The sequence below is a fragment of the Methylobacterium sp. R2-1 genome (genome assembly GCF_014191355.1).
Lineage (GTDB): Bacteria > Pseudomonadota > Alphaproteobacteria > Rhizobiales > Beijerinckiaceae > Methylobacterium.
In genome coordinates this window covers 49516-74852 of the sequence record NZ_JACHWM010000001.1, presented here as the reverse complement: position 1 = coordinate 74852, position 25337 = coordinate 49516, and the positions used below count along the sequence as shown (strand labels likewise).

The following is a 25337-nucleotide window of genomic DNA, read 5'->3' as shown; positions in this document are numbered from 1 at the left end:
ACAACCATCCTCACTCGGCCGGCACCGTCGCGGGTCCGCCCCGGCGACGCTTCGCCCAGAGCCGGAGACGGTCGAGATACAGGTAGACGACCGGGGTCGTGTAGAGGGTCAGGATCTGGCTGACGATGAGTCCACCGACAATGGCCGTGCCCAGCGGCCGGCGCAGCTCGGCACCCTCGCCGCCGGCGATGATCAGCGGCGCCGCGCCGAGCAGGGCAGCGAGCGTCGTCATCATGATCGGACGGAAGCGCAGGATGCAGGCCTCGTAGATCGCGTCCCCCGGCGTCAATCCTCGGTTCCGCTCCGCGTCGATGGCGAAATCGATCATCAGGATCGCGTTCTTCTTCACGATGCCGATCAGCAGGAACACCGCGATCAGGGCGATGATGGTGAACTCGGTGCCCGTCGTGAGCAGCGCGACGATGGCGCCGATCCCGGCCGAGGGCAGGGTCGAGAGAATCGTGATCGGGTGGATGTAGCTCTCGTAGAGGATACCGAGCACGGCGTAGACGGCCAGCAGCGCCGCCAGGATCAGCAGCGGCTGGCGCGAGGCCGATTCCTGATAGCTCTTGGCCGCCCCTGCGAACTCACCGTGGATCGTCTGCGGCAATTGCAGATCGAGCATGGTCTGGTTGATCACGGCGGTGGCCTCGCCGAGGCTCTTACCCGGCACGAGGTTGAACGAGATGGTCGTGGCCACGAACAGGCCCTGGTGCGCCACCTGAACCGGGGCGTTGCCGGTCTCGAAACGGGCGAAGGCCGAGAGCGGAACCATCGTCTCCTTCGCGCTCGACACTGGCGCGCTCGACGAGGCGCTGCCGCGGCTCGCGGCGATGGCGTTGGAGGCGGCGTTGCGGGCCGAATCCGCAGCGATGGTGGCGGCCGTATCGGTGGTGGATGTACCGGACGTCGAGGCTTGCGAGGCGGTCGTGGTCCCGCCCCCTGCCACCGTGCCGGCGACCGCGTTGGTGGTGGCCGAGCCCCGCGCCCGTCCGCCCGTGGTCGAGACGTAGATCGTCTTCAGCACCTCCGGGTTCTGAAGGTATCGCGGCGCGATCTCCATCACCACGTGGTACTGATTGAGCGGGTTGTAGATCGTCGAGACCTGCCGCTGGCCGAAGGCGTCGTAGAGGGTGTTGTCGATCTGGTCGGGCGTGATGCCGTAGCGGAAGGCGGTCGCCCGATCGATGACGAGGCGGCTCTCGAGCCCGCCCTCCTGCTGGTCGGACGTCACGTCGGCGAAGATGTCGGTGCGTTTCTGGAGCGCCTGCAGCAACTTCGGCGAGGCGGCGTAGAGTTCGGCCGCCGTGTCGCCCTGGAGCGTGTACTGGTACTGAGCGAAGCTCTGGCGCCCGCCCATTCGCAGATCCTGGCGTGGGAACAGGAACAGGCGCGCGCCCGCGACCTGGGCGAGCTTCGGCCGCAGCCGGTTCATCACCTTCTCGATGGAATCGCGCTGGCCGAGAGGTTTGAGCCCGACGAAGACGTTGGCGGAGTTGGTGCCGCGCCCGCCTGTGAAGCCGACGATGCTCTCGACCGCCGGGTCCGCCTGCACGATGGCACTCGCCCGCTCCAGCTTGTCCTTCATCGACTGAAACGAGATGCGCTGGTCGGCCTGGATGCCGCCCATGAGCTGGCCGGTATCCTGATCGGGGAAGAAGCCCTTCGGGACGATGATGTAGCCGTAGACCGTGAGCCCGATCGCAATGAACACGCTGAGCGCCGTCAGGCGGCGGTGATGGAGGGCGAAGCCGAGGCTGCGCTCGTAGCCCCGCAGCAACGCGTCGAAGCCGCCCTCCAATCCCCGCAGCAGGATGTTGGGGCGCTTGCCCCCGTGCATCTCCGCTTCCGGCTTGAGGAGCAGCGCGCACATCATCGGCGTCGTCGTCAGTGAGAGCACGAGCGAGACGAGGATCGCCATCGACAGCGTGACCGCGAATTCCTGGAAAAGCCGGCCGACGATGCCGCCCATGAGCAGGATCGGCAGGAACACGGCGATGAGCGACAGGCTCATCGAGACCACGGTGAAGCCGACCTCGCGGGCACCGAGCAGGGCCGCCTCGACCCTCGGCTTGCCCGCCTCGATGTGGCGTTGGATGTTTTCGAGCACGACGATGGCGTCGTCCACGACGAAGCCGGTCGCGATGATGAGCGCCATCAGCGACAGGATGTCGAGGGAGTAGTCGAGCATCCACATCGCAGCGAAAGTGCCGATGATCGAGATCGGCACTGCCACCGCCGGGATCAGCGTCGCCCGCCATGATCGTAGGAAGATGAAGGTGACGAAGATGACGAGGATCACCGCGATGATCAGCGTCTCCTCGGTGCTCGCCAGCGAGGCGCGGATCGTGGCCGAGCGGTCGCCGGAGATGTTGAGGTCGATGTCGCCCGGCAGCGCCGCCTTCACCTGCGGAATTGCCGCGCGGACCCTCTCCACCGTCTCGACGACGTTGGAGCCCGGCTGCTTGTAGATGAATAGGATCACGCCCGGCTTGCCGTCGATGAGGCCGAGGTTGCGCTTGTCCTCGACCGAATCGACCACCTCGCCGACATCTGCGAGCCGGACGGCGGCGCCGTTGCGATAGGCCACGACGATGTCGCGATAATCGGAGGCCTGCCGGCCTTGGTCGTTGGCGTAGAGCTGGTAGCGGCGGTCGCCCGCGACTATGTCGCCCTTGGGCGAGTTGGCGTTGGCCGAGGCCAGTCCCGCGCGGATGCCCTCCAGGCCGATGCCGTAGTGGAACAGGGCCGTTGGATCGAGCTCGACCCTGACCGCCGGGAGCGAGGAGCCGCCGATATCGACGTTGCCGACACCCTCGATCTGGCTCATCCGCTGCTGCACGATCGTGGCGGCGGAGTCGTAGAGTTGGCCCGGCGTCAGCGTGTCCGAGGTGAGGCCGAGGATCAGGATCGGTGAATCGGCCGGATTGAATTTGCGGTAGGTCGGGTTGGTGCGCAGCGAGGTCGGCAGGTCGGCGCGCGCGGCGTTGATCGCCGCCTGCACGTCGCGGGCCGCACCGTCGATGTCGCGGTTGAGGCCGAACAGCAGGACGATCCGCACCGTGCCCGTGGAGCTCGTCGAGGTCATCTCGTTGACGTCGGCAATGGCCCCGAGCCGCCGCTCCAGCGGCGCGGCCACCGTCGTCGCCATGGTCTCCGGCGAAGCACCGGCCATCTGCGCCTGAACAAGGATGACCGGGAAATCGACCTGCGGCAGCGGCGCCACCGGCAGACGCACATAGGCGAACAGACCGGCCAAGAGCAGGCCGATGGTGAGCAGCGTCGTCGCGACGGGCCGTCGGATGAAGGGTTCGGAGAGGTTCAAGGCACCGCCCCGCCGGGCGCCAGCCCGTCCCGCTCCCGCCGCCGGGTGATCCGCCGCTCCAACCGATCGAAGGCGAGGTAGATGACCGGGGTGGTGAACAGCGTCAGCACCTGGCTGACGATGAGGCCGCCGGCGATGACGATGCCGAGCGGCTGGCGCAGCTCCGAGCCGACGCCCGAGCCGACGATCATCGGAACCGCCGCGAACAAGGCGGCCAGCGTCGTCATCAGGATCGGGCGGAAGCGCAGCAGGCAGGCTTCGTAGATCGCGTCGCGCGGAGCCTTGCCCTCCTCGCGCTCGGCCTGGAGCGCGAAGTCGATCATCATGATCGCGTTCTTCTTCACGATTCCGATCAGGAGCACGATGCCGATGATCGCGATGATGTCGAGCGAGAGCCCGAACCACATCAGTCCGAGCAGGGCGCCGATGCCGGCCGACGGCAGGGTCGAGAGGATGGTGATCGGATGGATGAAGCTCTCGTAGAGCACGCCGAGCACGATGTAGACGGTGACGATCGCGGCGCAGACGAGGAACAGCTCGTTGGAGAGCGCGGACTCGAACGCGAAGACCGAGCCCTGCGCTACCACGTTGAAGCTCGCCGGCAGGTTGATGTCCTTTCGCGCGGCGTCAAGCGCATCGACCGCCTGCCCCAGCGCCACGCCCGGCGCGAGGTTGAACGAGACGGTGGTGGCCGGGAACTGGCCGAGATGACCGATCAGCAGCGGTGCGCGTCGCTCCTCGACCTTTGCCACCGCCGAGAGGGGTACCTGCCCCGCGGGCGCGGTCGAGGACGGCAGGTAGAGGTTGTCGAGGGAGGCGAGCGTGGTGTGCAGCTTCGGGTCCGCCTCCAGGATCACTCGATACTGGTTCGACTGGGTGAAGATGGTCGAGACGATGCGCTGGCCGAAGGCATCGTAGAGCACGTTGTCGATGGTCGCCGGCGTGATGCCGTATCGGCCGGCCGTGGCGCGATCGATGGTGACGTAGGCGGCCAAGCCATTGCCCTGGTAGTCGCTGGTCACGTCGGCGAGCAGCGGTGAGCGGCGCAGCGCCTCGACGTAGCGCGGCACCCAGGTCTCGAAGTCGCCGAGGTTCGGGTTCTCCAGGATGACTTGATACTGCGTCGCCGAAACCGCGGTGTCGATCGTCAGATCCTGGACCGGCTGCATGTAGAGCCGCACGCCGGGCACGCCGCTCGTCGCGGCGTTGAGGCGGCGGATGATCGTGCTGGCATCGGCGCTGCGCTCATCGCGGGGTTTCAGGTTGATGAGGAAGCGGCCGGAATTGAGGGTGACGTTCTGCCCGTCCACGCCGATGAACGAGGACAGGCTCGCGACGTCCGGGTCCTTCAGCACCACGTCGGCCAGCGCCTGCTGGCGCTCGGCCATGGCCTCGTAGGAGACGCTCTGATCGGCCTGTGAGATGCCCTGGATCACGCCCGTGTCCTGCACGGGGAAGAAGCCTTTGGGGATCACCACGAACAGGTAGGCGGTAAGCGCCACGGTCCCGAGCGTGACAAGCAGCGTCAGGCCCTGGTTGGCCAGCACGACGCGCAAAGCCCGGCCGTAGAGGGCGATCACGCCGTCGTTGAGCCGCCGGCCCGCCCGGGCGATGGGACCCTCGCGGCGGGCGGCCGGCGTGTCGGCGCCGTGGGCAACGGGCTTCAAGAGCCGCGCGCACATCATCGGAACGAGGGTGAGCGAGACCACCGCCGAGATGACGATCGTCGCGGCCAGCGTGATCGCGAATTCGCGGAACAGGCGCCCGACCACGTCGCCCATGAACAGGAGCGGGATCAGCACCGCGATCAGCGAGACGGTGAGCGAGATGATGGTGAAGCCGATCTCGCGGCTTCCCTTGAGCGCCGCCTCGAACGGGCTGTCGCCCTCCTCCACGTGGCGGGCGATGTTCTCGATGACGACGATGGCGTCGTCCACGACGAATCCGGTGGCGATGGTCAGCGCCATCAGCGAGAGATTGTCGAGGGAGAATCCCCAGGCATCCATCGCCGCCAGCGCGCCGATCAGCGAGAGCGGCACCGACAGGCTGGGGATCAGCGTCGCGGAGAAGCTGCGCAGGAACAGGAAAATCACCATCACGACGAGCGCGATGGCGAGCATCAGCTCGAACTGCACGTCGTGGACGGAGGCGCGGATCGTCGTGGTGCGGTCGGTCAGCGTCGCGACCGAGACCGAGGCGGGCATCGTCGCCTGAAGTTGCGGCAGCAGCCGCTTGATGCGGTCCACGGTGTCGATGACGTTGGCGCCGGGCTGTCGCTGAATGTTGAGGATGACCGCGGGCGTGCGGTCGGCCCAGGCGCCGAGCCGGGTATTCTCCGCGCCGTCCACGACTTGAGCCACATCGGTGAGACGCACCGGCGAGCCGTTGCGATAGGCGATGATCGCGCTGGCATAGACCGCCGGGTCGCGAACCTGATCGTTGGCGTTGATGGCGTAGGACTGGGTCGGCCCGTCGATGTTGCCCTTGGGCGTGTTGACGTTGAGGTTGGCGATCGTCGTGCGCAGGTCGTCGATGTTGAGGCCGTAGGCGGCCATCGCCCGGGAGTTGAACCGCACCCGCACCGCCGGCCGCTGCCCGCCGCCCATGCTGACGAGGCCGACCCCCGCGATCTGGCTGATCTTCTGAGCGAGCCGCGTCTCGGCGAGGTCGCGCACCTGCGTCAGCGGCATCGTCGCGGAGGTGAGCGCCAGCGTCAGCACCGGCGCATCGGCCGGGTTCACCTTCGCGTAGATCGGTGGCGCCGGCAGGTCGGTCGGCAGCAGGTTGCCGGCTGCATTGATCGCCGCCTGGACCGACTGCTCGGCGATATCGAGCGGGATATCGAGGTTGAACTGGAGCGTGATGACCGACGCCCCCGCCGAACTCTGCGAGGACATCTGGTTGAGGTTGGCCATCTGGCCGAACTGCCGCTCCAGCGGCGCGGTCACCGCCGAAGTCATCACCTCCGGGCTGGCGCCGGGATAGAAGGTCTGCACCTGGATCGTCGGATAATCGACGGCGGGCAGCGCCGAGACCGGCAGGTTCAGGTAGGAAACGGCGCCGACGATGAGGATCGCCAGCATCGACAGCGTCGTGGCAACGGGGCGCAGGATGAAGATGCGAGACGGGTTCATGGCCGTGCCCGTTTACGGCGCCGGGCGCCGGCGTCCCCGGCGCTCCTGGCCGCCCTGGGTCGTCCCCGTCTCGGCCGGTGCTCCGGCCGCGGGCGTCGTGGGAAGCGTCGCACCGGGAGCACCCGCCGCCGGTCCGGCGGCCTGAGGCCCGGTCGTGTGGCCGACGACACGCACAGGTGCGCCCTCACGCAGCCGGTCGGTGCCGTCGGTCACGACCCGGTCGCCCGCGGCGAGGCCCGACAGCACGACCGTGTTGACGCCGTCGGTCTCGCCGGTCTTGATCGGGCGCACGGTGACTTTCTCGTCGCCATCCATCAGGTAGACGTAGGTGCCCGGCGTGCCGCGCAGGATCGCGGCGTTGGGCACCAGCGGGGCATTCTGGATCGTCTCGACGGTGAGACGCGCGTTGACAAACTGGTTCGGGAACAGGGTCTCGTCCTCGTTCGCGAACATCGCCCGCAGCTTCACCGTCCCGGTCGTGGTGTCGATCTGGTTGTCGACCGTATCGAGGCGGCCGGTGGCGATCTCGTGCTGGTCGCTGCGATCGTAGGCACGCACCGTCAGCTTTGCCCCCTCGCGCACCCGGCGCATCACGCGCGCCACGTCGTCCTCCGGCAGCACGAACACCACCGAGATCGGGCGAAGCTGCGTGACGACGACGATGTTGGTCGATCCGGCGGTGATGTAGTTGCCGAGATCGACCTGCCTCAGGCCGACGCGGCCCTCCACCGGCGAGACGATCCGAGCATAGGTGAGGTTCAGCTTCTGCTGATCGACGAGCGCTTGGTCGGCGGCGACCGTGCCCTCGTTCTGCTTCACCAGAGCGGCTTGGGTGTCGACGTTCTGCTTCGAGATCGAATCCTGCCGGTTCAGGGTCTGGTAGCGCTGGAGATCGAGCTTCGAGTTCTGCAGCAATGCCTGGTCGCGGGCGAGCTGGCCCTGATACTGCGCGAGCAGCGCCTCGTAGGGCCGCGGGTCGATCTGGGCGAGGAAGTCGCCCTCCTTCACCATCTGGCCCTCGCGAAAGCCGATCTTGGTGAGATAGCCGCTGATCTGCGAGCGGATCGAGACGGTGGCGAGCGGCGTCACCGTGCCGAGGCCCTGGAGCACGACCGGCATGTCGCCGGTCACGACCGGCGCGACGCCGACCGCCTGCTTCATCTCTCCGGTCCGCCCGCCGCGGCCGTGCCCGGTGGGTCCCGGTGCCTGCGCCGACTCCTCGGCCGGCTTCTGTCGGGCGTCGTAGGTGCGGTGGGCAACCGCGCCGGCCCCGCCAAGGATCAGTAGCGCGAGCATCCAGCGGCCGAACTTACGGCGTCGGCGGACCGGCGCGGTCGGCACCGGGTCCGCGGTCCGGTACTCCCGGGCGGTCTCCCTGCGTATCGGCGAACTCTCGTTCATCCCTCACACACTCGTCGATGTCGTTCACGGCCATCGAATGCGGGCCGGTCCGCAGGAACGCGTCAGTCGGCCGGAAGTCCGATCCCGTCGATACCGTGCTGCCCGAAAGGGCCTGCCTCGGTACGGCCGGCGAGCGTCGCCTGGCAATGCGGTGTTCCTACGGCGCCGACGTTTCCGGCATGTTGCTGCGCCCCGGTTCGCCCTGCGACTGATAGAGGCGCATCACGTCGCGAAACGATGCATCGACAGGCGTTACCGGCACAGCGAGGCGCAGACCGAGCCCTAGGCCCGCGGAAACGAAGGCCAGCAGCAGACAGGTTCCCAGACGCATGATCCGCCGATGGTGAGGAGGCCGCCGCGACGAGAAACGCGCGGTCCGATCGGACATGAAAAAAGCCGCCGTGTCGAGCGGCGGCCTTTTCATGAGGACGACCGGACCGGCCTGCCACACCTAAGAGACGAGGGGGCGAAGTCCCTTCAGCGCGGCGGCCGGTCCGACCGTGGGGTGAACATGCGCTTACGACTGATGATCGTCAACATTCGTCACCCCCTCGATGCGTCGCAAAAAACGGATTTGGCGGCTAATCCGCAAGCTCGTGTGCGTGAACGCACGTCGCATCAACTAAGCCGCGACGTTATCGCCAAGCTCCTGCAAGACACCCCTTGTCTTCGGGCATGAAGAGACCAATCGCGCACAGGTTTTCTCCCAACTCCCTTCTTCGTGAAGGCGCTTGGAGCGGCGCAGCCACTCTGCGAAGACATCGGCCATGACTCTTGCGTCGAATCGCACCCCCTCTCTCATCGGCCACCCCGTCTTCGCCGAGTTGCCGGAAACCGTGTTCGAATCGATGTCGCGTCTGGCGCGGCAGCACGGCGCGATCAATCTCGGCCAGGGCTTTCCCGACGGGCAGGGCCCGGACGACCTGCGCGCCGCCGCGGCGCGGGCGCTGGAGAGCGTCAGCAACCAGTATCCGCCGATGTTGGGGCTGCCCTCGCTGCGCAGGGCCGTCGCGGCGCATTACCGGCACCATCAGGGCCTCGACCTCGATCCTGAGCGGGAGGTGATGGTGACCTCGGGCGCGACCGAGGCGCTGGCCGGCGCGCTGATGGCACTGGTGCGGCCCGGCGACGAAGTCGTGCTGTTCGAGCCGATGTACGACGCCTACCTGCCGCTGGTGCGCAGAGCCGGCGGCGTGCCGCGCTTCGTCTCACTCAAGCCCCCGCGTTTCCGGATCGAGGAGGGGGCGCTGGCGGAAGTGTTTTCCGAGCACACCCGGATCGTCCTGCTCAACAACCCGCTCAACCCGAGCGCCACCGTCTTCGGACAGGACGACCTCGCCCTGCTCGCGGCGTTCTGCCGGCGCTTCGACGCCGTCGCTGTCTGCGACGAAGTGTGGGAGCACGTGATCTTCGATGGTCGGCGCCACCTCCCGCTGATGGCTCAGCCCGGCATGCGCGAGCGGACGGTGAAGATCGGCTCGGCGGGCAAGATCTTCAGCCTCACCGGCTGGAAGGTCGGTTTCGTGATGGCGCCGGAGCCGCTGATGCGCGTCCTCTCGCGGGCACACCAGTTCCTCACCTTCACCACGCCGCCGAACCTTCAGGAGGCGGTCGCCTATGGTTTGTCCAAGGACGAGGGATATTTCGAGGGTATGCGAGCCGAACTCGCCCGCTCCCGCGACAGATTGGCGGCGGGTTTGTCGCGGATCGGCTTCTCGGTGCTTCCGAGTGCGGGCACCTACTTCCTTACCGTTGATATCGCGGATCTCGCCGCCGACGACGTTGCCTTTTGCGAACGGATCGTGACGGAGCACGGCGTGGCCGCCATTCCCGTCAGCGCCTTCTACGCGCAGGGAGAGGTGAAAAACCTCGCCCGCTTCTGCTTCGCCAAGACGGACGCTACCCTGGATGCGGCGGTCGAGCGGCTGGCGGGATTATTCCGCCCTGCATGAGCGAGGGCGGGGATCCACTTCCTTGTGCAAGGCTCGAGGCGGGGCCACATCATCCGCCATGACCACCTCCGTCCATACCCCCAGCATGGCCTATCGCGAGTCTGCAGGAGCGGCACAGCTGCGCCGCCTCACCGACACCAGCACGGAGGCAAGCCTCCAGCGGCTGGAGCAACTCGCCCACCTGATGGACTCGGCCTTTCTCTTGCCGGGCATCAACCGCCGCGTCGGCCTCGACGCGGTGATCGGTCTCGTCCCCGTGCTCGGCGACATCGCGGGCATGGCGATCGCCTCGTACATCGTCTACGAGGCAAAACGGCTCGGCGCGCCGCGCTGGCTGGTCTGGCGCATGATGGCCAACGTCGCCCTCGACGGGGCGGTGGGCTCGGTGCCGCTGGCCGGCGACCTGCTCGACGCGGCCTTCAAGGCGAACCGCCGCAACGTGCGCCTGCTGCGCCGCCATCTCGAGCGCAAGGGCGACTTGCGGCCGAGCGAGATCGAGGGCACCGCGGTCCGGCTCGACTGAGCCGGCATCGGCCGCCCGAGCGTGAGGGTTGGAGCCGATGAACGAGCACCTGCGACCCGAACCCGATGCGGTGCCCGTCACCGCACCGGGCAACGCGCCGCAGATGCAGCCGCTGCCGACCGCCACACGGCGCGGCCTGTCGCCGCTCAACCGGAGGCGGCTGGCGAATTTTCGGGCCAATCGGCGCGGCTACTGGTCGGCGGTGATCTTCACCGTGCTGTTCGTGCTGAGCCTGTTTGCGGAACTCATCGCCAACGATCGCCCGATCGTCATGCAGTACAAGGGCGAGTGGCTGTTCCCCGTCCTGATCGATTACCCGGACGAGAAGTTCGGCGGCTTCCTGGCTCAGACCGACTACCGGGCGCCCGAGACGCGCAAGGAGATCGAGGAGAACGGCTGGGCGCTCTGGCCGCCGATCCCCTACGCCGACAACACCTACATGCGGGACCTGCCGACGCCGGCCCCCTCGCCGCCGACCTGGATGCTGAGCGACGCCGAGTGCCGCCCGGTCGCCGAGCGGGCGGGCGTGAAGGTCGAGGGGCGCGAACTCGGCTGCCGCGACATCGAGTGGCACTGGCTCGGCACCGACAACGCGACGCGGGACGTGCTGGCGCGGGTGATCTACGGCTTCCGCATCTCGATCCTGTTCGGCCTCGTGCTGGCCGGCATCTCATCGGTCATCGGCGTGATCGCCGGGGCGGTGCAGGGCTATTTCGGGGGCTGGACCGACCTGATCTTCCAGCGGATCATCGAGATCTGGGGCGCGATCCCGACGCTCTACCTCATCATCATCATGTCGGCCTTCCTGGTGCCGAGCTTCTTCACCCTGCTCGGCATCCTGACGCTGTTCTCGTGGACCGCGCTCGTCGGCGTCGTGCGCGCAGAGTTCTTGCGTGCCCGCAACTTCGAATATGTGCGTGCCGCCCGCGCGCTCGGCCTGTCGAACGTGCGCATCATGACGCGCCACCTCCTGCCCAACGCCATGGTAGCGACGCTGACCTTCCTGCCGTTCATCCTGAACGGCTCGGTCACGACCCTGACCTCGCTCGATTATCTCGGCTTCGGCCTGCCGCCGGGCTCGCCCTCGCTCGGCGAACTGCTGGCGCAGGGAAAGGACAACATCAACGCGCCCTGGCTCGGGCTCACCGGCTTCTTCGTGGTGGCGACGATGCTGAGCCTGCTCGTCTTCGCGGGTGAAGCGGTGCGCGACGCGTTCGATCCGAGGAAAACCTTCGGCTGACGTGAATCAGCGCCGCGCCTCGTCGCTGCCCGGTGGGCCGCGCCAGCCGGTCTCGACGGTGAAGCCGGCGCTGCGGGTGGCAACGGAATCACCGCCGACATGAGCGAGATAGGCGCCGGCCTCCACCACGAGCGTGCCGTCCGGCTCATGGTAGCCGAGGTCGCGCGCGGGCACGCGGAAACTTGCGATTCCGGTTTCGCCGGAGGCGAGGTCGATGAGCGCGACGCCCTTCAGCAGGCGCCGGGGCCGGCTGCGGCTCGCCACCGGCTGGCTGACATAGAGCTGCGCCACTGCTCGCCCCGCCCGTGTGCCGTAATTGGTGACGGGCGTGCGCACCTCCAGCACGGCGTCGTAGCGGTCCCCGACACCGACGCGCGGCGTCACGATCTCCGGCTCGCCGTAGGCGAAGCGGGTGTAGGAGAGGCCGTAGCCGAACGGGAACAACGGCAGCGGCGATTCGTCGGCATAGCCCATGGTCCAGCGGGTGCCCGGAATATGCGGGCGTCCTCCTGGCAGAGTGTCGTAGGTTAGCGGCAATTGCCCGACGGTGCGCGGCCAGGAGACCGGCAACCGGCCCGACGGGTCGACGTCGCCGAACAGCGTCCCGGCCACCGCCGGGCCGCCCTCGGTGCCCGAAAGCCACGCCATCAGCACGGCCTGCGCCCGCGACGGGGCATCCCCGAGTTCGGTCGGGCGTCCGCCGACCACGACGAGCGCCACCGGCTTGCCGACCTCCGCGACCGCCGCGAGCAGGTCGTGCTGCAGGCCCGGCCAGGACAGATGGGCGCTCGACGAGCCCTCGCCCGATCGGTCTCGCGGCTCGCCCATCACCGCCACGACGAGATCGGCTCCCCTCGCTGCCTCGACCGCGGCGGCAAAACCCACGCGGCTGTCGCAGACCCGCGGGCAGCCGGGCGCGAAGTCGACCGCGACACCCGACGCGGCGGATCGCTCGCGCAGGCCCGCCAGGATCGTCACCGCATCCCATTCCTGCCCCGCGCCCTCGTGCGGCCCGACCTGATCCCAGGCCGAATCGGCGAACGGGCCGATGACGGCGATGCGGCGCACCTTGGCCGGATCGATCGGCAGCACGCCGTCCCGGTTCTGGAGCAGGACGAGGCTCGCTTGCGCCGCCTCGCGGGCGAGCCGGCGAGTCTCGGGGCGCAGCAGCTTCTCCTCCGCGCCGTCCGGGTCGATCACGGGGCGGTCGAACAGGCCGAGCCCGAACTTGAGGCGCAGCACCCGGCGCACCGCCGCATCGACGGCGCTTTCGGGAATATGCCCGGCGCGCACCTCCTCGGGCAGGTGGCGCAGGAACAGTCCGCTCGTCATGTCCATGTCGACGCCGGCCATCAGCGCCTTGCGCGCGGCCTCGGCGCCGTCCCGCGCGACGCCGTGCTTCACCAGGCTGGCGACCGCCTGCCAATCGGCCACGACTAGCCCGGAAAATCCCATCTGCCACCGCAGCAGGCCGGTCATCAGCGCCGGGTCGGCGGTGGTGGGCAGGCCGTTCAATGCGGTCAGCGCCGTCATCACCGCGTCGGCGCCGGCCCGGATGCCGTCGCGGAACGGCGGCAGGTGGAGGTCGTGCAGTTCGGTCGGGGCGACGAAGGTCGCGTCGTAGTCCCGCCCACCCACCACCGCGCTGTAGCCCGCGAAATGCTTGAGCGTGCTCGCGAGCCCGCCGTCGCGAAAGCCCTCGACCTGGGCGGCGGTGAGCCGTCCCGTCAGCCACGGGTCTTCGCCCAGGCCCTCGACCACCCGGCCCCAGCGCAGGTCGCGGGCAACGTCGGCCATCGGCGAGAAGGTCCAGTTGAGGCCGACCGCCGCGGATTCCCGCGCCTGGCTGGCGGCGGCGCGGCGAACGAGCCCGGCATCGAAACTCGCGGCCATGGCGAGCGGCAGCGGAAAAATCGTCCGGTAGCCGTGGACGATGTCGAGCCCGACGAGAAGCGGGATGCCGAGCCGTGATGAGCGGGCGAGCCGGTCGGCCTGTGCGACGAGACCGGCATTGTTGAAGTTGATGACCGCCCCGACCTCACCGCGGCGGAAGCTGTCGAGGTCGAGGATCGGCTCGTGCGAGATCAGGTTGAGCTGGCCAGCCTTCTCCTCAAGCGTCATCCGCGAGAGCAGCGCCTCGATCCGGTTCTCGACCGGCTCGGCCGCTTCGACCGAACCGATAAGGAGAACGGACCACGCAATGCCGTGGACGATTCTCCGAGCCAGCCGCCGCATCGTCACCGTCCCCCCCGGGAGCGGTTTCGGCCGCCCTGTCTCACGGCGTGCGACGATGCCTCATGAAGGGGCGTGCCGTCGATGCGACACCGGCCGGCTTCACCGGGTTGCGGGCCAATCGATGTGGACGGCGCTCACGGCGACCGCATCCGGCTCCGACGGCCGGCGCGCAGCCCTGTGCCGGAGACCTCCTCGGCGAGGGGAAGCGGATCGCCCTCACAGGTGACCACCCGGTCGCGCCCGGCCCGCTTGGCCCGATAGAGGGCGTCGTCGGCCCGGCGCAGCAGGTAGTCGAGGCTGCCGCCGATCTGGCCCTCGGCGGCCACGCCCACGCTCACGCTCATCCTCAAATCCGGATAGTCCGGTTGAGCGAACCCGGCGACGCCGGCCCGGATCCGCTCGGCCACGCGCGCCGCCGCCCGCTCATCCAACCGCGGCAGCAGGCAGGCGAATTCCTCGCCGCCCATCCGCCCGAACACCGCCTCGGGCGGCAGCAGGGGAGCGGCGATGTGGCAGAACGCGGCCAGAGCCGCATCGCCGACGCTGTGGCCGTAGCGGTCGTTGATCGTCTTGAAGTGATCGAGGTCGAACAGGAGCAGCGCGGCGGGCTCGATCGCGAGACGCCGCTCGGCCACGGCGACCAGGGCACGGCGGTTGGCGATTCCGGTCAGAGCGTCGGTCTCGGCGGCCAGCCGCTGCTCGCGCTCGGCCCGCTCCTTGGTCAGCGCCATGAACACGAAGGCGATGGCGACCGAGAACAACGTGCCGGTGAAGCAGAGAATGGCGAACCATGGCGAGGCGACTGCGACGGAGACCGGCAGCGGCATGGTGACCGCCAGCGGTACGCGGGCCCAATAGAGGCCTGCATAGGTCGCGAGCAGCGCCAGGGCCGGGTAGCGGGACACCAGCGGCTCGCCGCGGCCGCGCCAGATCAGGAGCGCACCGGAGGCACAGTAGAGCCCGGCCAACGTCGAGGCGAGGCTGACGCGGGCGGCCAGCGACTCGAAGAAGGCTGGGACGGCACAGGCCGCGAGCCAGAGGGCCGCGCCGGCCAAAGCCCAGTCGAGCCGCAGCCGGCGGCCCTCGAAGGCGCGCACGCCGCTCCAGATCAATCCGTAGGCGCCGATCATCAGCGCGTTGGCGAGACCGATGGACAGGCTGTCCGGGATCTGGCCGCGCAGGGCCAGCATCAGCGAGGCGAAGCTACCGATAAGGTGCGCGACGCCCCAGACCACCAGAGAGCGCTCGCGGCGGGTCTGGCCCCACGACAGCAGGAACAGCACGCCCACCGTGAAGGTGACGGCGGTCGTCATCATGAAGAGAGTCGCGAGATCGAGGCGCATCGTATCCTGGCACCGGCCCGGTTGAGCCGCTGCACCGCCTCCTCAGTCTCGTGGCCTGCTAAAAAGGGCAGACCACGACCTCAATGTCAACGGCAATATATCGCATCGAGTCCGAAATTTATAGCAATGCGCCGCCACTTCTGCTGAAAAATTGGCACTATGTTATGTTTCGATACAGTTCTTATGTCGAAACAGTCTCGATGTCGGTGTAATCGTTTGGATCGTTGAGTGGATGGAGGTCGCGCACCATGCCCTTCAACCGCTCGTCGAGGACATGGGTGTAGATCTGTGTCGTTGAGATGTCGGCATGTCCTAGCAATTCTTGGACGATACGCAGATCGGCACCGTTCTGGAGCAGGTGACTCGCGAAGGCATGGCGTAGGACGTGCGGACTCACCCGGTCCGTGCGCAGGCCGGCGGCGGCGGCGGCGGTCTTGAGATCGCGGGCGAAGGCCTGCCGGGTCAAGTGACCGCTCTCGCTCTCGGCCGGGAACAGCCAGGGACCGTCCGCGGGCAGATGCGCGACGTGGGCGCGCATCGCATCTCGGGCGAGGTCGGTCAGCGGCACCAAGCGCTCGCGCCCGCCTTTTCCCTTGACCACGAGATAGCGCTCACGGGTCGCGGCAGCCGATCGCGGCAGGGCCACCAGTTCCGAGACGCGCAGGCCCGTGGCGTAGAGGAGTTCGAGCAGGCAGAGCATCCGCGCGGCGGCCCGGGCCTCCGCCCGATTGTCACCCGCCGCATCGACCCGCTCGCGCGCCGTCGCGAGCAGGCGGTCGACCTCCGCCACCGACAGGATCTTCGGCAGGCCCTTTGCACGGCGCGGGGCGGCGACCGGGGCAGTCGGATCGGTCTCGGCATAGCCCTCCGCGTAGAGGAAGCGGTGGAAGCCGCGGATGCAGGAGAGACGCCGTGCGGCCGAGGACGCCTTCAGCCCGCGGGGCTCCAGGGAGGCGACGTAGGCGCGGACTTGGTCGGCCTGCGCTTCCTCGGGGTCGATGCCGCCTTCCGCAAGATATCCGAGGTAATCGTCGAGGTCGCGCCGGTAGGCAGCCAGGGTGTTGACCGCTGCGCCACGTTCGGCCGCGAGCATGTCGAGAAAGAGTTGGCCCGGATCCTCCGCCCCGTCCGGGAGCGTGGAACCGTCCGCGCTCATCGACTGCCCGGCTGGAGCTTCGCGGGAGGAATCGGGACGCTCATCTCCCGGGGGGTTGGCTGAACGAAGGTGGCCAGCGCGAACATGCCGGCGAAGACGAGGCCTGCGAGGATCGCGATCGTGGCCAGGAAACGGAACAGGGTGGGCAAGGGAACCGGCCTTTCGCCGAGGATACGCGGACGAGCGGGTCGTGTTGCGATGCGCAAACCGTGGGCTTCGATCACACAGCGCCGACGCAAAGGCAAGGTCTCGCCGAACACACCCGGACCGGTCTATCGAACCGATGCGAAACCGCTCCCCGCCCGTCCTTAAAGCCTCAGAAGCGGTTCTTCCACATGCGCAAAGCGGTGAATACCACCGCAGGATCGGAGCCCGGCTCAAGCCCCGCCGAGCGGGCGAGAACCGGCTCGCCCACGCGCAGGAACGGGTTGGTCGCCTTCTCCTCACCGATGGTCGAGGGGATCAGGAAGCCGCCCGTCTCGGCGAGCCGCTCGGCCTCGGCCACGCGCTCCTTCAGGTCGGCGTTGCCCGGATCGGCGGCGAGCGCAAAGCGGCCGTTGGAGAGCACGTAATCGTGGCCGCTATAGACCGCCGTCGCGTCGGGCAGTTCAAGGAAGCGGGCCAGCGAGTGCCAGAGGGTGGCCGGCTCGGCCTCCATCACCCGGCCGCAGCCGAGGGTGAACAGGGTGTCGCCCGCGAACACCACGCCGGCGTCAGTGAAATGATAGGTGACGTGGTCGGCGCAATGCCCCGGCGTCTCCCAGACCGCGGCCGAGAGACCGCCGACCGTCACCGTGTCGCCTTCCCTGACGTAGCGGGCGGCATCCGGCACCGCCGCGCGCGCCTTCTCCGGCGCGGTCACCCGCGCGCCCGTGCGCTCCACCACCTCCGGAATTCCCTCGATGTGGTCGCCGTGCCGGTGGGTGACGAGAATGTCGGTGAGTTGCCATCCCTCCGCGTCGAGGACCGCGAGAACCGGCCCGGCCTCCGGCACGTCGATGGCGGCACAGGCGCCGCTGGCGGGATCGCGGATCAGCACGCCGATATTGTCGCTCCGGCACAGGAAGGTGCGGATTTCGGGGGCCGCTCTCGTCATCGAAGACCCTTTCGCCAGGACTAACTTTTTCCGGCTGACTTTTTGGCTCGGACCGGTAGCACAAGCCAAGCGCGGGACGCACCCGGTTCGGAACCTTTGCACGACCGTGACGGTTCCGAAGTCAACGGCACCGCCACGCTTGCGCGCGTCTCGCCGGGGGACATGCCGAACCCGCTTGCCGGACGCGCCCGCGATCCCCATTGATGCGGCACCAGCCTTGCGGCATCCGTCTCGTGGAGGACAACCGGCCGTGCCGGCACCCCATCCGATGCGCCTCGACGTCACGGACCTGCGCGCCTTCTACGCCTCTCCGCTCGGCGTCGTCACGCACCGTGTCGTCGGCCGGACCATTCACGGCTTCCTCGGCTCGGTCTCGGGGCTGCGCGTGCTCGGGCTCGGCTACGTCACGCCCTATCTCGGCCCGGTCCACGTCATCGCCGAGCGCACGCTGGCCTTCATGCCGGCAACGCAGGGCGTGGTGAACTGGCCTTCCAGCGGGCGCTCGGTGACGGCGCTCGCGGATCTCACCATGCTGCCGCTGCCCGAGGCGGCCGTCGATCGCGTCATGCTCGTCCACGGCCTCGAAGCCGTGGAGAGCCCGAGCGAACTGCTCGCCGAGGTCTGGCGGGTGCTGACGCCGGGCGGGCGTCTGATCCTCGTCGTGCCCAACCGCACCGGCGTCTGGGCGCGGCGCGACGCGACCCCCTTCGGTCACGGCCAGCCGTACAGCCGCTCGCAGCTCTCGCGGCTGATGCGCGAGACGCTGTTCTCGCCTGAGGGATGGGCCGAGACGCTCTACATGCCGCCGATCCGCAGTCGCTTCTGGCTGCGCACCGCCGCCGCCTGGGAGCGGTTCGGCACCGGCCTCGCCATGCCGTTCGCCGGTCTTCACGTGGTCGATGCGACCAAGCAGCTCTACCGACCGGTCGCGGTGCGACAGGTCCGTCGCCTGGAGAGCCGCGTGCCCGCACGGGTGCTGGTGCCGGCCGGACAGCCGGGCTAAAGCCCGCTCCTTTCCCGCAGACTGCCGAGCCGAGCCCGCATGCTGGCATCCATCGGATTCGAGACCGTGCTGGCGAGCTTCCTGCTCGCGCTGTCCGGCCTGTTCTCCATCGTGAACCCGGTCGGCTCGGCGCTGATGTTCGCGCAGATCACCGCCGACCGCTCGCAAGCGGAGCGGGCGGAGCTGTCGCGACGGATCGGCTTCTACGCCGCCCTTGTGATGCTCGCTGCCCTCTGGGCGGGCGCCCCGATCCTCAACTTCTTCGGTGTCTCGCTCGCGGCCCTACGCATCGCCGGAGGCCTGTTCGTGGCGGCCTTCGCCTGGACCCTGCTCAACGCGCCCGAGACGCGGGAGGCGCGCAAACATGCCGAGGCGGAGCCGGAGGCCGGCGAGAATCTCGCCGAAGTCGCCTTCTTCCCGCTCACCCTGCCGTTCACCACAGGGCCGGGCACCATCGCGGTCGCCATTGCGCTGGGCGCCAACCGCCCCTCCGAGCCAGCCAATCTCGCCGGTTTCTTCATCGGCGCGTCTCTGGCCGCCATGGCCATTGCCGGCATGATCCGCCTCGCTTACGGATCGGCGGACCGGCTCGTGACCCTGATCGGGCCGGTGCGGGCGCGGGTGCTCGGACGCCTCTCGGCCTTTCTGCTGCTGTGTGTCGGCACTCAGATCACCGTCAACGGCGTATCGGATGTGCTCGGACCACTGATCGCGTCGCAGCGGGCTTGAAGCATCTTCCCGAAAGTTGGCCGCCGGCTTTCGGAAAAAGGCAGCGCAAAAACAGAAGGCTGGCGCCTCGTCGGCCGCGATTTCAGTTAAATGCCGTCCGGCAATAGCCCACGACCCATCTCAGCGGGAAGTCGATCATCATGAAGCTCGTCGTTGTCGGCGCCGAGGGGCGCATGGGGCGGATGCTGATCCGGGCGGTCGCGGAGGCCAGGGGCTGCACGCTGCACGGTGCGGTCGAGCGCGCGGGTTCACCCGCCATAGGGCAGGACGCCGGACGTCTGGCTGGCATCGGTGATCTCGGCGTGAGCGTGAGCGACGATCCGCTGTCCCTGTTCGTGGCCGCCGACGGGGTCTTGGACTTCACCGCCCCGGCGGCGACGGTCGCCTTCGCCGAGCTCGCGGCACAGGCCCGCATCGTCCATGTCGTCGGCACCACGGGACTCTCCGAGGCCGACCTGAAGCGGCTCGAGGCGGCGAGCTACCACGCCCGCATCGTGCGCTCGGGCAACATGTCGCTCGGCGTGAACCTTCTTGCAGGCCTCGTGCGCAAGGTCGCCGCAACGTTGGGCGAGGACTTCGACATCGAGGTGTTGGAGATGCACCACCGCATGAAGGTCGATGCCCCTTCCGGTACGGCACTGCTGCTCGGCGAAGCGGCCGCGGAAGGGCGTCGGGTGGCGCTGTCCGAGACCCGCGTCTCGACCCGCGACGGCCATACCGGCGCGCGGCGACCCGGCGATATCGGCTTCGCGACCCTGCGCGGCGGCTCGGTGGTCGGTGACCACAGCGTGATCTTCGCGGGCCCCTCCGAGCGGATCACGCTCTCGCACCACGCCGAGGATCGCGCGATCTTCGCCCGCGGCGCCGTGCGGGCGGCGCAGTGGGCCTTCGACAAGCCGCCGGGGCTCTACGGCATGGAGGACGTGCTGGGCCTGAGAGATTAGACTGTTTCTCGAATAACGAATTCGGCGGAACGTCAGGCTTGGGCTTGGGAGGCGCCGCCGCCTCTGGTAGAGGCCCGCCCCATGATGGCGAGGCGCCGTGCCACGGCGGCCTCACCTTGCCCTTCTCCGGAGAGACCCTTCCCATGGAGCGCCTGCTCGTCCTCGCTCGGCACGGCCAGAGCGAATGGAACCTGAAGAAGTTGTTCACCGGCTGGCGCGACCCGGAGCTGACGGAACTCGGAATCGATGAGGCGCGGCGGGCGGGGCGCTGGCTCAAAGCCCAAGGCACGCGGTTCGACGTGGCCTTTACCTCGAACCTGCGGCGCGCCCAGAACACCTGCGCCCTGATCCTTGAGGAGATGGGCCAGAGCGGCCTAGAGACGATCCGCAACGAGGCGCTGAACGAGCGCGATTACGGCGATCTCTCCGGCCTCAACAAGGACGACGCCCGCGAGCGCTGGGGCGATGCGCAGGTCCACGAGTGGCGCCGCTCCTACGACGTACCGCCGCCCGGCGGCGAGAGCCTCAAGGACACCGCCGCGCGGGTGCTGCCCTACTACATTCAGACGATCCTGCCACGCGTCATGTCGGGCGAGCGGGTTCTGGTCGCGGCCCACGGCAACTCGCTGCGGGCGCTGGTCATGGTGCTCGATGGCATGACTACGAAGACCATCGCCAGCCTGGAGATCGCGACCGGCATCCCGCTGGTCTACCACCTCAAGGCCGACACCACGGTCGAGTCGAAGCTGATCCTCGACAAGGACATCGACCAGGACGACTGAGGCGTAAGGCTTAGCCCGCGCCCAACACCTCCTCCACGGCCCGCGCCACGCGCGCCGTGGAGCCCGATTCGTCGAGGGGATTGCGGCGCAGGCGATGGCGGAGCGCGCTCGGGGCGACCTGCCGCAGATGCCCGATCGAGACGACGTCCGCACCTTCGAGGGCCGCGAGTGCGCGGGCGGTGCGCATCAGGGTGAGTTCGCCGCGCAGGCCGTCGGTACCGAGCGCGAGGCAGAGCCGGGCCGCACTTTCCAGCACCGCGTCTGGCACGCTCATGCCGACGAGGCGCTCGCGGGCCGACAGGATCGTCTTCTGCAGCACCTTCTCCGCCTTCGTTTGCGCGGCGCAGAACCCCTGGCTGTCGCGCTCGTAGGCGTCGCGCCGCCGCACGACCTCGATTCGGGTAGCGATGTCGGTCGGCGTCGTCACCTCACAGGCAAGACCGAAACGGTCGAGAAGCTGCGGGCGCAGCTCCCCCTCCTCCGGATTGCCGCTGCCGACGAGGACGAAGCGGGCCGGGTGGCGCAGCGACAGGCCCTCGCGCTCCACCGTGTTGACCCCAGAGGCCGCCACATCGAGCAGGAGGTCCACGAGATGGTCCTCCAGCAGGTTCGCCTCGTCGATGTAGAGGAAGCCGCGGTTGGCCCGCGCCAGCAGGCCCGGCTCGAACGCCTTCTCGCCCCGCGTCAGTGCCCGTTCCAGATCGAGGGCGCCGACCACCCGGTCCTCGGTGGCGCCGAGCGGCAGATCGACCACCGGCACCGGGATCTGATGGCTCTTGCCTCTCCCCTGCCCTCTCTGCTGAGAGCAGTGTGGGCAGGCCTCGGCCGGGCTGTCGGGCGAGCAGGAATAGGGGCAGCCCGCCACCGCCCGGATTTTCGGCAGCAGCGCCGCGAGCGCCCGCACCGCGGTCGACTTGCCGGTGCCGCGATCGCCGAAGATCAGAACGCCACCGACGGAGGGATCGACCGCCGCGATCAGCAGCGCCCGCTTCATCTCCTCCTGGGCGACGATGGCGGTGAAGGGAAAGGGGAGCACGGTCGATCAGCTTCCGGACCGGAGGGGCCCGGACGAGGCTCACGGGCGGCTGCACCGATCATGCACGAATTGCGCGGCACGAACAGCCGCGCTCGACCTCTGATCATGGCCGTCATCCGCGGAGAGAGGGCGCCGGGCCTCACATCCCGCGGCAGCGGCTGCGCACGAGGCCCGCAAACTCCTTCTCCGAGGTCTGAACCTGGGACAGGCGATCAGTCCGTTCGGGCCCGGACAGGCAGCGGCCATAGACGCCCGCGATCCGGCGCATGGTTTCGACGTGGCGGCGCCAGACGCGGCAGAGGCTCGCCTCGTCCTCGCCGCCGCCTTCGAGTTGCTCGATCGCCTGCCGCTGCATCGACCCGGCCACCAGCACGTCACGGGCACAGGCCGCCTCGCCCTGGGCGCGCAGGCTGCCGGGAGCGAGGAGCAGTGCCAGGATGATGGCATTGCGCGGACGGAACGCGACCATGGTCAGGCGGCCTGCGTCGTCGGACCGTTGGCCAGCAGCGCGTAGAGAGCGGTGGCGTCGCGGGCGCTACGGATGCGCTCCAGCATGCCGGGCTCGCGCAGGAGCCGGGCGACCTGGGCCAACGCCTTCAGGTGGTCGGCGCCCGCCGTCTCTGGAGCGAGCAGCAGGAAGGCGACATCGACGGGCTGGCCGTCGAGGGCATCGAAATCCACAGGCTTTTCAAGTCGGGCGACGAGGCCGAACAGCCGATCGAGCTGCGCGAGCTTGCCGTGAGGAATGGCCACGCCGTCGCCGATGCCGGTGGAGCCGAGGCGCTCGCGCTGAAGCAGCGTCTCGAAGATGTCCCGGTCGGATAGGCCCGGCACGCGGCGGGCGGCGTGGACGGCCAACTCTTGGAGCACATGCTTCTTATCCCGCACGCGCAAGGCAGAGACGACGGAGTCCGGGTTCAGGAATTCGAGCATCGGCATGAAAACTAAACGCCTCGTCGGCGGGATCCACCGTCAGGTCCCGCGTTCCCATGCACGGCTTCCAGAGCCGGCCGGCCCCGGCAGAGCGTCTCTCACGGCCTTCCGGCATCCGGAAGTTTGCGCTCCGGCCGCAGCCGGAGCTTCGTGAGAGAGATTCAGGTTCACGCCCGAGGTACCCCGAAACGGAGCCGTGCCTTACCCCCGGTCGGCGGGCGGATCGACCCACCCGATCGCACCATCACTGCGCCGATATACGACGTTGATGCGCCCGGTGCCAGCGTGAACGAAGACGACGACCGGGGCGCCGGTCATGTCGAGGGCAGTGACCGCCTCGCTCACGGATTGGCGCTTCAAGGTGCGGGTGCTCTCGGCCACCACCGGTGGATGATCGCCCTCCTCCGCGTCGGCGGCCTCGGCAGGCTCATCATCGACCTCCTCGTCGGGCGCGGCGAAGACGGCGTAGGCGGCCTCGACATCCGCACCGTTATGGCTCGGCGCGCCGTGAGCCTTCAGCTTGTGCTTGTAGCGGCGCAGGCGCTTCTCGAGCTTGTCGGCAGTCTGCTCGAAGCTCGCATGCACGTCATGAGCGGCGCCCGAGGCTTCCAGCGTCAATCCGGTGACGAGATGCAGCACGCAATCGGTGCGGAAGGCGGCCCCGTCTCGCCGCAGCGTCACGTGCCCCGTGCAGGTCCCGCTCATATGCGGATCGAGGTACTTCGAAAGCGTCGCCGCCATGCGGTCTTCGACTCGGCCTCGCAGGGCCGTACCGAGATCGAGGCCATGCCCCGTCACCCGCAAACCTGCCATCGACGTCTCCGCTTTTCTCCCGAGGGCTTCGAGAGTTAGAAAGGGGGACGGATCAAGTCAACGCGAAGTCGAGCCGGCACAAGGCTTTCGCGTGCCGTCGCCGCTCCCGGCGTCAGCGGGCAGCCGTCGCCATCTTGGCGCGGCGGCGGTCGATCGACGAAGGAATGCGCAGCGACTCGCGATACTTGGCGACGGTGCGGCGGGCGATATCGACGCCCTCGTCGCGCAGGCGCTGCACCAGCGCGTCGTCGGACAGGACATCGGAGGCTTCCGCGTCCACGAGCTGCTTGATGCGGTGGCGCACGGCCTCGGACGAGTGGGCCGCCGCGCCCGCCGCGCCGGGGATCGCGGCAGTGAAGAAGTACTTCATCTCCAGGGTGCCGCGGCTCGTGCCGATCGACTTGTTGGAGGTGACCCGCGAGACGGTGGATTCGTGCATGCCGATCGCTTCTGCAACCGTCTTGAGGTTCAGCGGGCGCAGGTGGGCGACGCCGTGGAGGAAGAAGGCGTCCTGCTGGCGCACGATCTCGGTGGCGACCTTGAGGATCGTGCGCGCCCGCTGCTCGAGGCTGCGGGTGAGCCAGTTGGCGGTCTGCAGACACTCGGACAGGAACGCCTTGTCGCCCTCTGCCACGGCTCCCTTGGAGACGCGGGCATAGTAGCTCTGGTTGACCAGGACCCGCGGCAGCGCCTCGGAATTCAACTCCACCAGCCAGGAGCCGTCCGGAGCGGGGCGGACGAACACGTCGGGGATCAGCACCTCGACGGCGTGCGATCCGAAGGCGCGCCCGGGCTTCGGGTCGAGCCGGCGGATCTCGGACAGCATCTCGACGAGATCCTCGTCGTCCACGCCGCACAAACGGCGCAGGGCCGGGAAGTCGCGCTTGGCCACGAGGTCGAGGCGCGAGACCAGCGCCTGCATGGCCGGATCGAACCGGTCCTGCTCGCGCAGCTGGATCGCGAGACATTCGGCGAGATCTCGGGCGGCGATGCCCGGCGGGTCGAAGGTCTGGACGAGCTTCAGGACGCGAGCGACATCATCGAGCGAGGCGCCGAGCCGCTCAGCGACACCGTCGATGTCCTCGCGCAGATAACCGGCATCGTCCACCGCATCGATGAGAAAGCTGCCGATCAGCCGGTCGGACGGGTTGTGCGTCGCGAGGTCGAGCTGCGCGGCGAGGTGCTCGCGCAAGGACGTCTCGGCGGTGAGCGTCGACTCGAAGTCGGGAAGCTCACCGTCGAAGCTGCCGCCGGCATTGCCGTAGGGCGCGGGAGTCAGGGAGAGCATGTCGCCGGCCCCCGTCTCGCGCGGCGCCGGATTCTCGTCGGCGAACACGTTGTCGAGGCGCGTGTCGAGGTCGCTCTCGATCTCGCTGCGGCTCGCCGTCATATCGGAAGCGAGCCACGCGTCGGGCTCCGCACCGTCGCTGCCTTCGTGTTCGCCGTCACCTGACGCCTCCGGCGCCTCGCGCTCCGGCGTTCCGTCACCCTCGACGCGCTCCAAGAGCGGATTGCGCTCCAGCTCGGCATCGACATAGGCTGTGAGATCGATCTGCGAGAGCTGCAGCAGCTTGATCGCCTGCAGCAGTTGCGGCGTCATCACCAGGGCTTGGCCCTGGCGCATTTCGAGCCGTTGCAACAGACTCATCTCGACGTCCAACCCCCAGAAATCGTTGATAAATCGCAGACCGA

21 protein-coding genes are annotated in these 25337 nt (G+C 68.5%); 7 read left to right on the top strand and 14 right to left on the bottom strand.

From position 1 onward, the window contains the following. Positions 1-10 precede the first annotated feature (10 nt). The 4 genes from FHU13_RS00350 to FHU13_RS00335 form a co-directional block, all read right to left on the bottom strand. A complete protein-coding gene (locus FHU13_RS00350) occupies positions 11-3325 on the bottom strand; it encodes an efflux RND transporter permease subunit (RefSeq protein WP_183433881.1) in 3315 nt (1104 codons plus the stop codon). After that, a complete protein-coding gene (locus FHU13_RS00345) occupies positions 3322-6459 on the bottom strand; it encodes an MdtB/MuxB family multidrug efflux RND transporter permease subunit (protein WP_183433880.1) in 3138 nt (1045 codons plus the stop codon). Before FHU13_RS00345 ends, FHU13_RS00350 begins: the two co-directional genes overlap by 4 nt. Before the next feature lie 12 nt (positions 6460-6471). Beyond that, the gene (locus FHU13_RS00340; protein ID WP_183433879.1) at positions 6472-7860 is read right to left on the bottom strand and encodes an MdtA/MuxA family multidrug efflux RND transporter periplasmic adaptor subunit; all 1389 of its coding nucleotides are present in this window, start codon (positions 7858-7860) and stop codon (positions 6472-6474) included. 157 nt (positions 7861-8017) lie between these two features. Beyond that, positions 8018-8248, bottom strand: a complete 231-nt coding sequence (locus tag FHU13_RS00335; protein ID WP_210287418.1) for a hypothetical protein — start codon at positions 8246-8248, stop codon at positions 8018-8020. A 379-nt stretch (positions 8249-8627) separates the two neighbouring features. Between FHU13_RS00335 and FHU13_RS00330 the strand changes: the two genes are divergently transcribed. The 3 genes from FHU13_RS00330 (at position 8628) to FHU13_RS00320 (ending at position 11575) form a co-directional block, all read left to right on the top strand. Beyond that, positions 8628-9812 carry an aminotransferase gene (locus FHU13_RS00330; RefSeq protein ID WP_183433878.1) on the top strand — a complete coding sequence of 395 codons (1185 nt, stop codon included), beginning with the start codon at positions 8628-8630 and terminating at the stop codon, positions 9810-9812. A gap of 85 nt (positions 9813-9897) precedes the next feature. Then, positions 9898-10335, top strand: a complete 438-nt coding sequence (locus tag FHU13_RS00325; protein ID WP_246714444.1) for a DUF4112 domain-containing protein — start codon at positions 9898-9900, stop codon at positions 10333-10335. 37 nt (positions 10336-10372) lie between these two features. After that, the gene (locus FHU13_RS00320; RefSeq protein ID WP_183433876.1) at positions 10373-11575 is read left to right on the top strand and encodes an ABC transporter permease; all 1203 of its coding nucleotides are present in this window, start codon (positions 10373-10375) and stop codon (positions 11573-11575) included. Between the two features lie 6 nt (positions 11576-11581). Here FHU13_RS00320 and FHU13_RS00315 read toward each other — a convergent pair whose 3' ends face one another. The 5 genes from FHU13_RS00315 to gloB all read right to left on the bottom strand — a co-directional run bounded on the left by FHU13_RS00315 (position 11582) and on the right by gloB (position 17405). Continuing rightward, the gene (locus FHU13_RS00315; RefSeq protein ID WP_183433875.1) at positions 11582-13810 is read right to left on the bottom strand and encodes a glycoside hydrolase family 3 N-terminal domain-containing protein; all 2229 of its coding nucleotides are present in this window, start codon (positions 13808-13810) and stop codon (positions 11582-11584) included. Positions 13811-13944: 134 nt separating this feature from the next. Beyond that, the gene (locus FHU13_RS00310; protein WP_183433874.1) at positions 13945-15153 is read right to left on the bottom strand and encodes a diguanylate cyclase; all 1209 of its coding nucleotides are present in this window, start codon (positions 15151-15153) and stop codon (positions 13945-13947) included. Between the two features lie 181 nt (positions 15154-15334). Next, complete coding sequence (locus FHU13_RS00305; RefSeq protein ID WP_183433873.1) at positions 15335-16309, bottom strand: site-specific tyrosine recombinase XerD; 975 nt, start codon at positions 16307-16309, stop codon at positions 15335-15337. Then, positions 16306-16458, bottom strand: a complete 153-nt coding sequence (locus FHU13_RS00300) for a histidine kinase (RefSeq protein ID WP_183433872.1) — start codon at positions 16456-16458, stop codon at positions 16306-16308. The genes FHU13_RS00305 and FHU13_RS00300 overlap by 4 nt, the downstream gene beginning before the upstream one ends. 167 nt (positions 16459-16625) lie before the next feature. After that, complete coding sequence (gene gloB / locus FHU13_RS00295) at positions 16626-17405, bottom strand: hydroxyacylglutathione hydrolase (RefSeq protein ID WP_183433871.1); 780 nt, start codon at positions 17403-17405, stop codon at positions 16626-16628. 268 nt (positions 17406-17673) lie between these two features. Between gloB and FHU13_RS00290 the strand changes: the two genes are divergently transcribed. The 4 genes from FHU13_RS00290 to FHU13_RS00275 all read left to right on the top strand — a co-directional run bounded on the left by FHU13_RS00290 (position 17674) and on the right by FHU13_RS00275 (position 20863). Beyond that, on the top strand, positions 17674-18408 hold the full coding sequence (locus FHU13_RS00290) for a class I SAM-dependent methyltransferase (protein WP_183434284.1): 735 nt from the start codon (positions 17674-17676) through the stop codon (positions 18406-18408). A gap of 39 nt (positions 18409-18447) precedes the next feature. Next, positions 18448-19137: a MarC family protein gene (locus FHU13_RS00285; protein ID WP_183433870.1), complete on the top strand. Its 690-nt coding sequence runs from the start codon at positions 18448-18450 to the stop codon at positions 19135-19137. A gap of 140 nt (positions 19138-19277) precedes the next feature. Further along, positions 19278-20081 (top strand): 4-hydroxy-tetrahydrodipicolinate reductase, encoded by an 804-nt coding sequence (gene dapB, locus FHU13_RS00280; protein WP_183433869.1) that lies wholly within the window; start codon positions 19278-19280, stop codon positions 20079-20081. A gap of 143 nt (positions 20082-20224) precedes the next feature. Beyond that, positions 20225-20863, top strand: coding sequence for a 2,3-bisphosphoglycerate-dependent phosphoglycerate mutase (locus FHU13_RS00275; RefSeq protein WP_183433868.1), 639 nt, complete (start codon positions 20225-20227; stop codon positions 20861-20863). Positions 20864-20873: 10 nt separating this feature from the next. Here the strand turns inward: FHU13_RS00275 and bchI are convergent, their stop codons facing one another. From bchI to rpoN, 5 genes are all read right to left on the bottom strand, one after another. Beyond that, complete coding sequence (gene bchI / locus FHU13_RS00270) at positions 20874-21857, bottom strand: magnesium chelatase ATPase subunit I (RefSeq protein WP_210287394.1); 984 nt, start codon at positions 21855-21857, stop codon at positions 20874-20876. Between the two features lie 181 nt (positions 21858-22038). After that, a complete protein-coding gene (locus tag FHU13_RS00265) occupies positions 22039-22368 on the bottom strand; it encodes a hypothetical protein (protein WP_183433866.1) in 330 nt (109 codons plus the stop codon). Between the two features lie 2 nt (positions 22369-22370). After that, positions 22371-22838: a PTS IIA-like nitrogen regulatory protein PtsN gene (gene ptsN / locus FHU13_RS00260; protein ID WP_183433865.1), complete on the bottom strand. Its 468-nt coding sequence runs from the start codon at positions 22836-22838 to the stop codon at positions 22371-22373. 195 nt (positions 22839-23033) lie between these two features. Then, positions 23034-23645, bottom strand: coding sequence for a ribosome hibernation-promoting factor, HPF/YfiA family (gene hpf, locus FHU13_RS00255; protein ID WP_183433864.1), 612 nt, complete (start codon positions 23643-23645; stop codon positions 23034-23036). Between the two features lie 112 nt (positions 23646-23757). Beyond that, on the bottom strand, positions 23758-25293 hold the full coding sequence (gene rpoN / locus FHU13_RS00250; RefSeq protein ID WP_183433863.1) for an RNA polymerase factor sigma-54: 1536 nt from the start codon (positions 25291-25293) through the stop codon (positions 23758-23760). Positions 25294-25337: the final 44 nt, after the last annotated feature.